10 protein-coding genes are annotated in these 14,939 nt (G+C 68.7%); 5 read left to right on the forward strand and 5 right to left on the reverse strand.

Going from position 1 to position 14,939, the window contains the following annotated elements:
* Positions 1–23: 23 nt before the first annotated feature.
* Both O4H32_RS05045 and edd read right to left on the reverse strand, forming a co-directional pair.
* Positions 24–1,049 (reverse strand): LacI family DNA-binding transcriptional regulator, encoded by a 1,026-nt coding sequence (locus O4H32_RS05045; protein ID WP_269357283.1) that lies wholly within the window; start codon positions 1,047–1,049, stop codon positions 24–26.
* A gap of 59 nt (positions 1,050–1,108) precedes the next feature.
* Positions 1,109–2,941 (reverse strand): phosphogluconate dehydratase, encoded by a 1,833-nt coding sequence (gene edd / locus O4H32_RS05050; protein WP_269357285.1) that lies wholly within the window; start codon positions 2,939–2,941, stop codon positions 1,109–1,111.
* 274 nt (positions 2,942–3,215) lie between these two features.
* Between edd and O4H32_RS05055 the strand changes: the two genes are divergently transcribed.
* The 4 genes from O4H32_RS05055 to O4H32_RS05070 all read left to right on the forward strand — a co-directional run bounded on the left by O4H32_RS05055 (position 3,216) and on the right by O4H32_RS05070 (position 10,806).
* On the forward strand, positions 3,216–4,061 hold the full coding sequence (locus tag O4H32_RS05055) for an SIS domain-containing protein (protein WP_269357287.1): 846 nt from the start codon (positions 3,216–3,218) through the stop codon (positions 4,059–4,061).
* 14 nt (positions 4,062–4,075) lie between these two features.
* Positions 4,076–7,594 carry a transcription-repair coupling factor gene (mfd, locus tag O4H32_RS05060; protein ID WP_269357288.1) on the forward strand — a complete coding sequence of 1,173 codons (3,519 nt, stop codon included), beginning with the start codon at positions 4,076–4,078 and terminating at the stop codon, positions 7,592–7,594.
* A 244-nt stretch (positions 7,595–7,838) separates the two neighbouring features.
* A complete protein-coding gene (locus tag O4H32_RS05065) occupies positions 7,839–10,103 on the forward strand; it encodes a TonB-dependent receptor (protein WP_269357290.1) in 2,265 nt (754 codons plus the stop codon).
* A gap of 22 nt (positions 10,104–10,125) precedes the next feature.
* Positions 10,126–10,806: a Fe2+-dependent dioxygenase gene (locus O4H32_RS05070; protein WP_269357292.1), complete on the forward strand. Its 681-nt coding sequence runs from the start codon at positions 10,126–10,128 to the stop codon at positions 10,804–10,806.
* Between the two features lie 45 nt (positions 10,807–10,851).
* On the opposite strand, the gene serB is transcribed toward O4H32_RS05070, so the two are convergent.
* Positions 10,852–11,703: a phosphoserine phosphatase SerB gene (gene serB, locus O4H32_RS05075; protein ID WP_269357294.1), complete on the reverse strand. Its 852-nt coding sequence runs from the start codon at positions 11,701–11,703 to the stop codon at positions 10,852–10,854.
* Between the two features lie 111 nt (positions 11,704–11,814).
* Here serB and O4H32_RS05080 point away from each other — a divergent pair, with 111 nt between their 5' ends.
* The gene (locus O4H32_RS05080; RefSeq protein ID WP_269357296.1) at positions 11,815–12,894 is read left to right on the forward strand and encodes an alpha-hydroxy acid oxidase; all 1,080 of its coding nucleotides are present in this window, start codon (positions 11,815–11,817) and stop codon (positions 12,892–12,894) included.
* A 13-nt stretch (positions 12,895–12,907) separates the two neighbouring features.
* Here the strand turns inward: O4H32_RS05080 and O4H32_RS05085 are convergent, their stop codons facing one another.
* On the reverse strand, positions 12,908–13,432 hold the full coding sequence (locus O4H32_RS05085; protein WP_269357298.1) for a DUF2818 family protein: 525 nt from the start codon (positions 13,430–13,432) through the stop codon (positions 12,908–12,910).
* 16 nt (positions 13,433–13,448) lie between these two features.
* Positions 13,449–14,933 carry an NADH-quinone oxidoreductase subunit NuoN gene (nuoN, locus tag O4H32_RS05090; protein ID WP_269357300.1) on the reverse strand — a complete coding sequence of 495 codons (1,485 nt, stop codon included), beginning with the start codon at positions 14,931–14,933 and terminating at the stop codon, positions 13,449–13,451.
* Positions 14,934–14,939: the final 6 nt, after the last annotated feature.

A 14,939-nucleotide genomic window follows, 5' to 3' on the forward strand; every position in this document is an offset into this window, starting at 1 on the left:
CGCGGCCCCGGACCCGGCCGCCCCTACGGCCCCGGACGCGTCGAGCCCCGCGCCATCAGCGTTCCGGGCAGCCGGATCGCGCGGGCGGGGACGGCCAGCCCGCCGATGCGCTCGATCAGGCAGCGCGCCGCCAGGCTGCCCAGGGCATCCGTCGGTTGCGCCACCGCACTGATGCCCGGCCCGACATACGGCGCCCAGGGCGTGTCGTCAATGCCGATCAGACCGATGTCCGGGCCCAGGCGCCAGCCCAGCTTCGCCACGTCGGCCACGATACGCATGGTCACGACCGCATTGCCCGCGATCACCGCGGGCGGCCGGGCGGCGCCCGCCCGCAGTTCCCGCAAGGCACGCGCCAGACCGTCGGGATCATCGGCGCGCGCTTCGATCCACCGGCCCGAGGCCGGCTGCGCCAGGGCCGCGAGCCGGGCCTCGTAGGCGCGAATCCGTTCGATGCGGGAACTGACCGCCCCCAGCGGCTCGGTGACGAACAAGAAGTCCCGATAGCCGGCCGCCATCAGATGATCCAGGCAGGCGTCGACGGCCTGGACGTTGTCCAGCGACACGAAATCGACTTCCAGCCCCTGGTGCAGGCGGTCGACCAGCACCACCGGCCTGCCCCGCAGGGCCGGCGTCAGCACCGAGCCCTGCTCCAGGCCCATGGTGTTCAGGATGAAGCCCTCGACCTGGTAGGTCGACAGCACCTGCAGCCCCACGCTCTCGCGCTCGCGCTCGTTGCCCAGGTTGAACAGCATCATGAGATAGCCCGCCTGGCGGCAGGCCTGTTCCGCGCCGCTGAGGACGGCGACGGAATAGGGATTGGTGATGTCGGCCACCACCAGGCCGATCAGCCGCGAGCGGCCGCGCTTGAGCGCCCGGGCCATCGGACTGGGCGTGTAGGCCAGCGCCTCGATGGCGGCCTCGACGCGCTGGGCGATTTCCGGCGACAGCAGGGTATCGCGGTGATTGAGGAACCGCGACACCGTGGCCTTGGAAACTCCGGCGTGACGGGCCACGTCGGCGATCGTGCTGCGCGGCGGATGATTGCTCATGGTGGGGAGAGGTCCGGGCAAGGAATTCGGCGCCCCATTGTATCCACCCGACAAACCGTTCAGCGTCCCGCCCACTGCGGCCATTGGAAGAAGCTCGCACCTTGCTCGGCCCCGTCCGCGTGGGCGCGCGCCACGCCGAACAGGTCCCGGCCGATCCCCTGCGCGGACGCCTCGGGGTCGAAACCGGCCGGTTCGCGGGTCTGCCAGCCGACGTCCCCCAGCACGTCCAGCGTGCCGGCGACGGCGTCCAGCCGCACGCGGTCTCCATCGCGCAGCCGCGCCAGCGGCCCGCCCGCGCAGGCCTCGGGCGTGACATGGATCGCGGCGGGCACCTTGCCCGAAGCGCCCGACATCCGTCCGTCGGTGACCAGGGCCACCCGGTGGCCTCGGCCCTGCAGCACGGACAGCGCGGGCGTCAGCTGGTGCAGTTCGGGCATGCCGTTGGCGCGCGGTCCCTGAAAGCGCAGCACCGCCACCATGTCGTGCTCCAGTTCTCCGCGCCCGAAGGCATCGAGCAGCGCCTCCTGGGTCTCGAAGATGCGTGCGGGAGCCTCGACCACACGGTGTCCGGGCGCGACGGCGGACACTTTGATCACCGCGCGCCCCAGGTTGCCGCGCAGCAGTTTCAACCCGCCGTCCGGGCTGAAGGGCGCGTCCGCCCCGCGCAACACGGACGGATCCGCCGATGCGGCGGGCCCGTCTTCCCAGACCAGGGCGCCGTCGCGCAGCGCCGGGCGGCGCGTGTAGGCCTCCAGCCCCCTGCCCATGACGGTGGTCACCTCGTCATGCAGCAGCCCGGCCTCGCGCAGGCCGCGGATCAGGAACGCCATGCCGCCCGCCGCCTGGAACTGGTTCACGTCGGCTCCGCCGTTCGGATAGACGCGCGCCAGCAGCGGCACCACGGCAGACAGTGCGGAGAAATCGTCCCAGTCGATGGCGATCCCCGCCGCGCGGGCGATGGCCACCAGATGCATCGTGTGATTCGTCGAACCGCCGGTGGCCAGCAGGCCGACGATGCCATTGACCAGGGCGCGCTCGTCGACGACTTCGGCCACCGGCGTGAAACGCCCGCCCCCGGCGGCCAGCCCCAGCGCATGGCGGGCGGCTTCGCGCGTCAGGGCCTCGCGCAGGGCGCTGCCCGGCGGCACGAAGGACGCGCCCGGCAGATGCAGGCCCATGATCTCCATCAGCATCTGGTTGGAGTTGGCCGTGCCGTAGAAGGTGCAGGTACCGGGCGCGTGATAGGCGCCCATTTCCGAGGTCAGCAGGGCGTCACGGCCCACTTCGCCCTGGGCGTGCCGCTGCCGCACGCGCGCCTTCTCCTCGTTGGAAATCCCCGAAGGCATCGGCCCGGCCGGCACGAAGACCACCGGCAGATGGCCGAAGCCGAGGGCGCCGATCAGCATTCCCGGGACGATCTTGTCGCATACTCCGAGACAGAGCGCCGCGTCGAACATCTGGTGGCTGAGCGCGATCGCCGTGGACATGGCGATCACATCGCGGGAAAACAGGCTCAGCTCCATGCCAGCCTGCCCCTGGGTGATGCCGTCGCACATGGCGGGCACCCCGCCCGCGAACTGGGCGCTGCCGCCGGCGGCGAACGCGGCCTGCTTGATCCAGGCCGGATAGCGTCCCAGCGGCTGATGAGCCGAAAGCATGTCGTTGTAGGCCGACACGATCGCCAGATTGGGCCGACCGGTGCCGGCCAGGCGCGCCTTTCCGGCGTCCGATTCGGCCGCCAGGGCATGGGCCAGATTGGCGCAGGCCAGCCCGGCGCGCTGCGTCTTTTCCCCATAGGCCGCGCGGCTGCGCGCCAGGTAGCGTTCGCGCGTGGCGCGGCTGCGGGCGATGATGCGCCCGGTCACGGACTGGACGATGGGATGAAGGGTCACGGCGGCCTCCGGATGATGAAACATACGAGGCCTCAGTATAGGACTGTTTTTTAGTTAAACTACATTTTTATATCTATTTTCGGATATTTTTATATTTTATGTAGTAAAGCTACTTATCTGAACTGTGGCCTCTCCCACCTCCCGGCCTGCAGGCCGGTCGGATTCGCCTCTCCCCACCTCCCGGCCTGCAGGCCGGTCGGATTCGATCGGCATGGAAGGGTCCGCAGGGACCCTTCCATGTCCGATCTCATCCCGCCTTTATACTGATGCCCTCATGAACACATCCATCCTGCCCGAGCTGCGCGCCCGCCTGCCTGGCCTGAGCCGCGCCGCCGCGCGCGTCGCGCGCCTGGCCATCGCCCATCCGGGCGACGTCGCGCGCATGACCATCGGCGAGATCGCCCGGGCGGCCGAGGTCAGCGAACCCACGGTCATCCGCTTCTGCCGCGCGCTGGGCCTCGCGGGCTGGCCCGACCTCAAGGTGCGGCTGGCCGCCAGCCTGATGTCCGGGGTGCCCTACGTGCACTCCGCGCTGCGGCCCGACGAAAGCGTGGCCGGACTCACCGGAAAAGTCTTCGACAACGCCGTCTCGGCGTTGGTGCGCGTGCGCGACGCACTCGACCCCGCCGCCGTCGAATCGGCCATCGGCCTGCTGGCGCGGGCCCGGCGCATCGAGTTCTACGGCGTGGGCAATTCCGGCATCGTCGCCGCCGACGCGCAGCACAAGTTCTTCCGCTTCGACCTGGCGGTCGCCGCCTATTCCGACAGCCACGTCCAGGCCATGGCGGCCGCGCTGCTGGGCCCCGCCGACGCGCTGGTGGCCATCTCCCATTCCGGCCGTTCGCGCGAACTGCTCGAAGCCGTCGGCCTGGCACGGGCCAACGGTTGCCCGGTCATCGCCATCACCGCCTCCGGCACCCCCCTGGCCGAACTGGCGGCGCCGCATCTGCGCGCCGACATCCAGGAAGACACCGCGCTTTACAGCCCCATGATCTCGCGGCTGGCGCACCTGGCGATCATCGACGTGCTGGCCCTGGGCGTAGCCCTGCGGCGCGGCGACCAGGCCAGCCGGGTACTGGAAAAAACCAAGAAAAGCCTGATCGGCAAACGCCGGCCGTAACGTCCGAACACCGCATGGATTCCACGAACACTTTCTTGCCCCTGCCCTCGATCGGCTCCTCACTGGCCGCCTTGCGGCCCGGCCAGCGCTACGCCCAGCCCCGCCCACCGGGTTCAGGCGACGCCCTGCTGCTCGCCGCCCTGGCCCGCGAGGCCCGGCATCCCCTGGCCGCGTTCTGCGCCGACCCGCTGGCCGCCCGGCGTCTGGCCGACGAAATCGCCCTGTTCGATCCGGACCTTCGCGTCCGATTCCTGCCCGATTGGGAAACCCTGCCCTACGACAGCTTTTCCCCACACCAGGACCTGATCTCCGAACGCCTGCGCACCCTGCACGCGCTGGGCCAGGGCGCCGTGGACATCCTCGTGGTGCCGGTCACCACCGCGCTGGTCCGTCTGGCCCCGCCGTCCTTCCTGGCGGCCTACACCTTCCACTTCCGCCAGGGCGACGCCCTGGACGAAGAGCGCCTGCGCACCCAGCTGACCCTGGCCAACTACAGCCACGTCACCCAGGTCGGCGCGCCCGGCGAGTTCTGCATCCGCGGCGGCCTGATCGACCTGTTTCCCATGGGCTCGGCCCTGCCCTATCGCCTCGACTTGTTCGACCGCGAGATCGAATCCATCCGCAGCTTCGACAGCGACACCCAGCGCAGCCTGTATCCGGTGCGCGAGATCGAACTGTTGCCGGGCCGGGAATTCCCCATGGACGAAGCCGCGCGCAACCGCTTCCGCGCGCGCTTCCGCGAGGTCTTCGAAGGCGACCCGTCGCGCGCCCTGCCCTACAAGGACATCGGCAATGGCATCGCTTTCGCCGGCATCGAATACTACCTGCCCTTGTTCTTCGAGCAGACCGCCACGCTGTTCGATTACCTGCCCGACGACACCATCGCCGTCACGCTGGGCGACGCGCCGGCGGCCATCGCGCGGTTCTCCCAGGACGCCCGCAACCGTTGGCAGTTCCTGAAGTCCGACCCGGAACGGCCGGTGCTGCCGCCCGACGCCCTGTTCCTGGACGACGAGGCTTTCCACGCCCGTCTGCGCGGCCTGGCCCGCCTGGCGCTGACCGACGAAGGCGCGCACCCGGACTTCGCGGCCTGTCCGCCCGCCGCCGTCAACCGCCGCGCCGACGACCCCCTGGCCGACCTGCGCCGCCACCTGGACACGACGCCGCTGCACACGGCCTTGTGCGTGGATTCGGCGGGGCGGCGCGAAACCATCGCCGAACTGCTGGCCGACTACCACCTGAAGCCGGACGCCATCTTCGATACGTGGCAAGACTGGCTGCACAGCGTAGCGCTCTTGCCCTCGCCGGACCGCCCCACGGCGGACGGCAAGCCCGGGGGCCATCATTTCGCCCTGGTCGTCGCTCCGCTGTCCGGCGGCTTCCAGGCGCCGCCCGCCGGCCTGGCGGTGCTGACGGAAAACGACCTCTACCCCGCCCAGGCCGGCCGCCCCCCCCGCGCGCGCCGCCGCCACGAACAGAGCAGCAACATCGACGCCATGGTGCGCGACCTGGCCGAACTGCACGTGGGCGACCCGGTGGTTCACGTGCAACACGGCATCGGCCGCTACCACGGACTGGTCAGCATGGACCTGGGCGAAGGCCCTATCGAACTGCTGCATCTGGAATACGCCCGCGACGCCACCCTGTACGTGCCGGTCTCCCAATTGCACCTGATCGCCCGCTACAGCGGCGCCGACCCGGACCAGGCGCCGTTGCATCCGCTGGGATCGGGCCAGTGGGAAAAGGCCCGCCGCAAGGCTGCCCGCCAGGCCCGCGACACGGCCGCCGAACTGCTCGCGCTGTACGCCCGGCGCGCCGCGCGCGAAGGGCTGCACTTCAAGTTCCCCGCGCGCGACTACCAGGCCTTCGCCGAAGGCTTCGGCTTCGAGGAAACCCCGGACCAGGCCGCCGCCATCGAAGCGGTCATCAAAGACATGACGTCAGGCCGGCCCATGGACCGCCTGGTCTGCGGCGACGTGGGCTTCGGCAAGACCGAAGTCGCCCTGCGCGCCGCCTTCCTGGCCGTCATGAACGGCCGCCAGGTCGCGCTGCTGTGCCCCACCACCCTGCTGGCCGAACAGCACGCCCAGAACTTCGCCACGCGTTTCGCGGACTGGCCGGTGCGCATCGCCGAACTGTCGCGCTTCCGCACCGGCAAGGAAACCGCCAAGGCCATCGACGGCCTGGCCGAGGGCGTCGTGGACATCGTCATCGGCACGCACAAGCTGCTGTCCAAGGACGTCCGCTACAAACAACTGGGCCTGGTCATCATCGACGAGGAACACCGCTTCGGCGTGCGTCAGAAAGAAGCCCTGAAGGCCCTGCGCGCCGAAGTCGACGTCCTGACGCTCACCGCCACACCGATTCCCCGCACCCTGGGCATGTCCCTGGAAGGCATCCGCGATTTTTCCGTGATCGCCACCGCGCCACAGAAGCGCCTGGCGATCAAGACTTTCGTGCGCCGCGAGGACGGCAGCACCATCCGTGAAGCCATCCTGCGCGAACTCAAGCGCGGCGGCCAGGTCTATTTTCTGCACAACGAGGTCGAGACCATCCACAACCGCCGCGCGCGGCTGGAGGAGCTCGTGCCCGAGGCCCGCATCGCCGTCGCCCATGGCCAGATGGCGGAACGCGAACTGGAAGAGGTCATGAAGGGCTTCTACCAGCAGCGCTTCAACGTGCTGCTGTGCACCACCATCATCGAGACCGGCATCGATGTGCCTTCGGCCAACACCATCCTCATCCACCGCGCCGACAAGCTCGGCCTGGCCCAGTTGCACCAATTGCGGGGCCGGGTCGGCCGCTCCCACCATCAGGCCTACGCCTACCTGCTGACTCCTGGCGAGGACGCCATCACGTCCAACGCCAAGAAGCGCCTGGAGGCCATCCAGTCGATGGAGGAACTGGGTGCGGGCTTCTTCCTGGCCATGCACGACCTGGAAATCCGCGGCAGCGGCGAAGTCCTGGGCGAATCGCAGTCCGGCAACATCCAGGAAATCGGCTACAGCCTGTACAACGACATGCTGGCCGCCGCCGTGCGCGCCCTGAAGTCCGGCGAGGAGCCCGACCTGGAATCGCCCTTCGGCAGCCAGTGCGAGGTCAACCTGCACGCCCCGGCGCTGCTGCCCTCGGACTACTGCGCCGACGTGCAGGCCCGCCTGGGGCTGTACAAGCGTCTGGCGCATGCCGCCGACGCCGATGCGCTCACCCTGCTGCAGGAAGAACTGATCGACCGCTACGGCAAACTGCCCGAGGCCGCCCAGACCCTGCTGTCGCTGCACCGCCTGCGGCTGCTGGCCGAACCGCTCGGGGTGACCAAGATCGAGGCCGGCGAGACCCAGGCCTCGATCCAGTTCGCCGCCCAGCCCAATGTGGATCCGATCCGCATCATCGAACTGGTGCAGCAGGACCGTCAGGTCCGCCTGAACGGTCCCGACCGCCTGAAGATCGCCTTCGGCGGTGCCGTGGACGTGCCCGGCCGCGTGCAGAAGCTGCGCGGTTTGCTGCAAAGGCTGGAGGGCGTGGCGGCGTAATGGCGGCGGCACGACGATCCGGACTGCGCGGGCCGGACCAGAATCTGGACCTGTAGCCCCTCCCTGCATCTCACCTGGGGCTGTTCATCCACTGCGGGCGCGCAGCCCTCGAACTTTCTGCCGTGCAGGGCGAGCACGGCAGGATTTCCATCCACTCTTCATGATTCCTTCACATTTCCATCTGTTTGAAATAGAATGCGACTCGTTCTTATTTAGATTCTTATAAAATTTAATGGAGAAACTCTTGCCATCGCACCCTTCCGCCTCCCGGACCCTGTTAGGCTCGTCCCTCGCCCTGGCGCTCGCCGCGCCGGGGTCCTTCCTGCCGACAGGCGCTCAGGCCCAGACCGCGGGCAAGCCCGCCACCCTGAGCCCCGTGACGGTTCAAGGCGACCAGGGCGACGACTACAAGACCGACGAAGCTTCGCAGGCCAAGTTCACGGCGCCGCTGCTGGACACACCGAAATCCGTCCAGGTCATTCCCCAGGCCATCATCCGGGACACCAACGCCACTTCGCTGGAAGACGTGCTGCGCAACTCGCCGGGCATCACTTTCGGCGCCGGCGAAGGCGGCCAGCCCCTGGCCGACCGCCCCTTCATCCGCGGCGCCTCCTCGGCCAGCAACATCTACGTGGACGGAATCCGCGACGCGGGCGGCCAGACGCGTGAAGTCTTCGACCTGGAAAGCGTGGAAATCATCCGCGGCGCGGATTCCGCCCTGGGTGGGCGCGGCACGGGCGGCGGCAGCATCAATCTGACGAGCAAGCACGCCCACCTGGGCGACGCCGCCAGCGCCAGCCTGGGCATCGGCACCGACAAGTATTTCCGCGCCACCGCCGACGGCAACTGGCAGTTCAGCGACACCTCGGCGTTCCGCCTGAACGTGCTGGGCGCCTCGGGCGACATGCCCGGCCGCAGCGCCGTAGACTACAAGAACTGGGGCGTGGCGCCGACGATCTCGTTCGGCCTGGGCACGCCGACGCGCGTATCGCTCAGTTATTACCACTATCAGACGGACGGCATGCCGGACTACGGAGTGCCAGTCATCCGCCAGACAGGCACCCGCAACTTCCCCTACATGACCGGCAACGGCATCCTGGACGTGGATCGCGATACCTTCTACGGCGTCTATGACCGGGACTATCGCAAGACGCAGGCGGACATCGGCACCCTCGAGATCGAACACGACATCACGGACCGCCTGACGCTGCGCAACGCCACGCGCTACGGCGAAACGCTGAACGATTATGTCCTGACCAATCCGGGCGACGGGCAGGTGAAATACGATGCGGGCACCGGCCAGTACTGGCTGCTGCGCGGCCTGAAATCACGCTGGCAGAAAAGCACCACGCTGGCCAATGTGACGGAATTGACCGGCAAGTTCGAGACAGGCAGCCTGAAGCACCGCTTCAACGCCGGGATCGAACTGTCCCGGGAAACCACCAAGAACGCCAGCTACAACGTCACCACGACCAACGGCTCCACCTGCCCGGCCGTGTTCGCCGGCAAGATGGATTGCACGCCGCTCTTCAACCCCAATCCCGACGATCCCTGGTCCGGCGACATCACGCGCGGCCCCCTGAGCCTGGATGCCAAATCCACTACCCAGGCCGCCTACTTCTTCGACAGCATCGAACTGAACGAGCAGTTCTCGGTCAATGCCGGCCTGCGCTTCGACCGTTACCGGATTTCGGGCAAATCGGTCCCGCGCGGCGCCACCGCGCCGGTGCATGACGACGGCGCCTGGAACATGTTCAACTACCAGTTGGGCCTGGTCTACAAGCCGGCACGCAATGGCAGCATCTACGTCAGCTATGCGACCGCATCCACGCCGCCCTCGATGTCGGGCGGCGACCAGGACAGCCTGGGCGTGACCGGCGCAAACAGCCTGGGCGATCTCAAGCCCGAAAAAAGCCGCACCGTCGAACTGGGCACGAAGTGGAATTTCCTGAACGACCGTCTGGGCCTGACCGCCGCGATCTTCGAGAATGAGCGGCGCGACGCCCAGATCGAGGTGGATCCGGGCGTCTACGCCCAGGCCGGCAAGACCCGCGTACGCGGCCTGGAACTGGGCATCAATGGCAGGATCACCCCGCAATGGGCGGTCTACGGCGGTTACACCTATCTGAACAGCAAACTGGTGGAAGGCGCCTACAGCAACGTCAACGTGGGCGATCCCTTGACCAACACACCCAAGCACAGTTTCAGCCTGTGGTCCACCTACAAGGTCCTGCCGCCGCTGACCGTGGGCGCGGGCGCCTACTACGTCGGGAAGACCTTCGGCGGCTCCGGCCAGGGCACGGCCGGCGGCGGCGCTTCCGGCACCTACATGCCCGCCTACTGGCGCTTCGACGCCATGGCGTCCTACCAGGTCCATAAAAACCTCAGCCTGCAGTTGAACGCCCTGAACCTGACCGACAAGGTGTATTACGCCCGCAACAACGGCAATCACCACGCCGACTTCGGTCCCGGCCGCCAGTTCATCCTGACCGCCAACCTGAAATATTGATCCGCCGGGGCGCGCTTCCGACATGCTCATTACTCTTCCCGCCCTGCTGGCGCCCGACGCGGTCAGGCAATCCCGCGCCGATCTCGAGACCGCCCGATGGATGGACGGCGGGCAGACCGCCGGCCACGTGGCCGCGCACGTCAAGGCCAACCGCCAGCTGGCGTCGGACGACGCGGCGGGCGCGCGGATCGGCGCCCTGATCCTCGACGCCCTGGGCCGCGATCCCCTGTTCATGTCCGCCGCCCTGCCCGCGCGCATCCTGCCGCCGCGCTTCAACCGCTACGAAGGCGGCGAACGCTACGGCTTTCACATCGACAACGCGATCTTCCAGGTGCCCGGCGAACCGGCGCGCATCCGCACCGACGTGTCCACTACGGTGTTCTTGAGCGACCCGGACGAATACGAAGGCGGCGAACTGATCATCCAGGACACCTACGGCGAACAGCGCGTCAAACTGCCCGCCGGCCACGCCGTGGTCTACCCCGGCACCAGCCTGCACCGCGTCGCGCCCGTCACCCGGGGCGTGCGCTACGGCTCGTTTTTCTGGACCCAGAGCCTGGTGCGCGACGACGGCCGCCGCGCCCTGCTGCTGGAGCAGGACATCGCCATCCAGCGCCTGATCCAGGCCGGCGCGGATCCCGAAACCGTCGCCCGGCTCACCGGCGTGTACCACAACCTGCTGCGCATGTGGTCGGAACTGTAGGACTGGAGATCCGGCGCCATGCGATTCGACTCCGTTGCAACCCGCCTAATGCCGCAGACGGAACCAGTTCAGCACCGCGTCCAACGGACTGTGGTCCAGGGCGAAACGCGCCTGGGCGCGGACCACGGGCTTGGCCCGATAGGCCACCGAATAGAAGGCCTGCGCCATCATCGGCAGGTCGTTGGACCCGTCCCCCAGCACGATGATCTGCTCCGGCGTCGCGCCCGTGGATTCGGCCAGCGCATGCACATGGCGCGCCTTGGCCGCGCCGTCGACGATCTCGCCCAGCACCCGGCCCGTCAGCACGCCATCCACGACTTCCAGGGTGTTGGCATGGGCCTCGTCCAGCGCCAGTCCCCGGCGCAGGCGCTCGGTGAAGAAGGTGAAGCCCCCGGACACCAGGACCGTCTTCAGACCATGGGCGCGGGCGACCTCGATCAGACGCTCGGCCCCGGGGTTCAGACGCAGGCGCTCGGTGAAGACCTGCTCCAGCGCCGTTTCCGGCACGCCGCGCAGCAGGGCCACGCGGCGGCGCAGGCTTTCGGAAAAATCCTGGATCTCGCCACGCATGGCGGCTTCGGTGATCGCGGCGACTTCGGCCTTGCGGCCCACCGCGTCGGCGATCTCGTCGATGCACTCGATGTTGACCAGGGTGGAATCCATGTCCATGGCCAGCACCCGGCAATCCCCCAGGCGATGCACCGTGTCCAGCCAGGCCGCGTCCATGCGCGCCGCCGCGGCCTGCGCCAGGGCGTCGCCCCGACAGTCGGGATCCACGTCCAGCAGACGCACGGCCGTCGGCCCCAGTTCCTGGACCCCGCCCGCGCAGGCCACGGCCGCCAGCCGTTCGATGTCCGCCGCCATCAGGCGCGGAGCCTGCAGGATGATGTGTGCCATATGGAAAGTCCTCGGGGTTGCGCGCGGCCATTTTACCGTCTGCAGGCTGCCCGTCCCCGGCGACTCTGTGGCATTCTGCAGGCCTGACTCGACGACTCCGGTGCCCCGCCCATGAACGCTCCCCTCTGCGCCCAGGACTATGCCGAACGGGCCCGCGCGCGCCTGGACCCGGCGGTCTGGGCGTGGCTGGAATCCGGCGGCGCGGACGAACGCACGGCCCGCGCCAATCTCGACGCATGGCCGGCCCTGCGGCTGCGCGGCCGCGTGCTGCGACCGCTGGCCGGCGCCCATACGCGCATCGACCTGCACGGCCAGCGCCTGGCGCATCCGATCCTGATCGCGCCCACCGCCTGGCACGGCCTGGTTCACCAGGACGGCGAGACCGCCACCGCCCTGGCCGCCGCCGCGACCGGCACACCCTACGTCCTGAGCGCGCAATCGGGCACGGCCATCGAGACCCTGGCCGCCCTGCCCGAACCGCCCCCGTTGTGGTTCCAGCTCTATGCCCAGGTCCGTCGCGAAGACACCCTGGCCTTGGCGACCCGCGCCCTGCGGGCCGGCGCCCTCGCCCTGGTCCTGACCGTGGACGCGCCCGTGAACGGCGTGCGCAACGCCGAACAGCGCAGCGGTTTCCGCCTGCCGGACACGATCCGCTCCGTCCACCTGGACGGCCTGTCGCCGCCCGCCGCCCGGCCGGCGCCGCCGGGTGGCGGGCCCCTGTTCGACAGCGGCCTGCTGGACGCGGCGCCCACCTGGGACGACGTCGCCTGGCTGCGCGACCGGCTGCCCGCCGGCACCCCCCTGTGGCTCAAGGGCATCCTGGATCCGGAGGACGCATGCCTCGCCCTGGCGCATGGCATCGACGGTCTGATCGTCTCCAACCACGGCGGCCGCTGCCTGGACACCCTGCCGTCCACCTGCGACGCCCTGCCCGCCGTTGTCCGGGCCGTGGCGGGCCGCGTCCCCATTCTGGCGGACGGCGGCATCCGGCGCGGCACGGACATCCTCAAGGCGCTGGCGCTGGGCGCCCGGGGCGTCCTGATCGGGCGGCCCGTACTGCACGCGCTGGCGGCGGGCGGCGCGCCCGCCCTGGCGCACCTGATCCAGGTGTTGCGCGGGGAACTGGAAGTGGCGATGGCCCTGACAGGCCGCCGCACGCCGGCCGACGTGGACGCGGGCGTGCTCTATTGATGTCGCGCCGGGATCAGCGCGGACGGCGGCGCATCATGTAGCGCCAGACGAAACCGGGATAGCCCAGCACCAGGAACAGGGCCAGGGTCACGGCATAGAATTCCCACCGCTGGGGGAAGGCATTGCCCAGGTTCAGCTCCAGGGCGAAGCCCAGGGTGCCGACCAGCACATAGCCCACCAGGACTTCGAGCAGACGGTCGAAGAAGGACTTCCTGTTGCCCGCCTCGCCGCCCAGCCGGCCCGGCAGCGCCAGCAGCAGTCCGGCGACCAGCAGGCTCGCCAGCAGCTTCAGCAGGAACAGCGCCGTCGTCGCGCCGCCGCCGGCAAACGCCCCGCCCACCAGCGTCAACGTTCCCCAGGACCACAGGGCCAGGCCGGCCAGGAACACAAGCCCCAGGCCCCAGCGCACCAGGCCGGGCAGCGCGCCGCCCTTCGGGCCCCAGGGCCAGGGTGCCAGCCGCCGTTCCAGCAGGAACGGCAGGTTGGCCATGACCAGGGCACAGAGTATGACGATCCAGACCGCCGCCGTCAGGGACATGAGGTGCCCGCCCCGATCAGAAGGTGAGCGACTGTCGGATGACGTCCACACACAGGGACATCAGGCCGCCCGGCAGAATCCCCAGGCCGATCACCAGCAGGCCGTTGAGCGACATCACGCCGCGTGTGGCCAGCGTGCCGGCGCCCAGCGTGACGGCGTCCTCCGGTTCGTCGAAGTAGGCCGTCTTCACCACGCGCAGGTAGTAGAAGGCACCGATCAGCGAGCACATCACCGCGAACACGGCCAGCCAGATGTGGCCGGCGCCGACCACGGCCTGCAGCACAACCAGCTTGGCGTAGAAGCCCGACAGCGGCGGAATGCCCGCCAGCGAGAACATGGACAGCAGCAGCACGCCGGCCAGCAGCGGGTTGCGACGGTTCAGGCCCTTCAGGTCGGTGATTTCCTCGCATTCGAAGCCCTGGCGCGAGAGCAGCAGGATCAGGCCGAAGGTGGACAGCGTGGTCAGCACGTAGATGACCACGTAGAACAGCGAGGAACCGTAAGCCGCCGCGCTGGCGCCGGCCTGGCCTTCGTACACGCCCGACATCAGGCCCAGGAACACGAAGCCCATCTGGCCGATGGTCGAGTAGGCCAGCATGCGCTTGAAGTTGGTCTGGGCGATGGCGACGATGTTGCCCACGGCCAGCGACAACACGGCCAGGATCAGCAGCATGGGCTGCCAGTCCACCGCGATGCCATGCAGGGCTTCGATCAGCAGGCGCAGCGTGATGACGAAGGCGGCGAACTTGGGGGCCGAACCCACCAGCAGCGTGACCGTGGTCGGCGCGCCCTGGTAGACGTCGGGCGTCCACATATGGAAAGGCGCGGCCGTCATCTTGAAGGCCAGGCCCGAGACGATGAACACCACACCGAACACCAGCGGCATGCGGTCGGCGCCGCCGTCGCGGATCACCTGGGCGATCTCCACCAGGCCCAACTGGCCGGTGGCGCCGTAGATCATCGACATGCCGTAGAGCAAGATGCCCGAGGCCAGGCAGCCCAGCACGTAATATTTCATCGCGGCCTCGGTGGAGGCCAGGTGATCGCGGCGCAGCGCCACCAGGCCGTACAGGGCGAAGGACATCAGCTCCACACCCAGGTACACCGTCAGCATGCTGCCGGCCGAGATCATCACGAACACGCCCAGCAGGGTCAGCAGCGCCAGGGAATACATTTCGCCGCCGCGCGCCACCATGTCGCGCTTTTCGGCGTAGGCACGGCCGTAGATGAGCGTCACGCCGACGGCGATGGCCGACAGGATCTTCAGGAAATGGCCCAGCGGATCGGCCACGTACAGGCCGCTGAAGGTACGGCCCTGCGTGGCCTCGCCCCACTGCCCCCAGGACACCAGGATGGTCACCAGCAGCGTGCCCATGGTCAGCATGAAAGTCATGCGCCGCGTGGGCTCGTTGCCGAAGGCGTCGATCAGCAGCACCGCCCCGGTCAGCACCAGCAGAACGATCTCGGGAGTCGCCAGCGCGAAGTCGAAAAGATTTTGCATAGTGGT

It is taken from the genome of Castellaniella denitrificans (assembly GCF_027214045.1).
GTDB lineage: Bacteria > Pseudomonadota > Gammaproteobacteria > Burkholderiales > Burkholderiaceae_B > Castellaniella > Castellaniella denitrificans_A.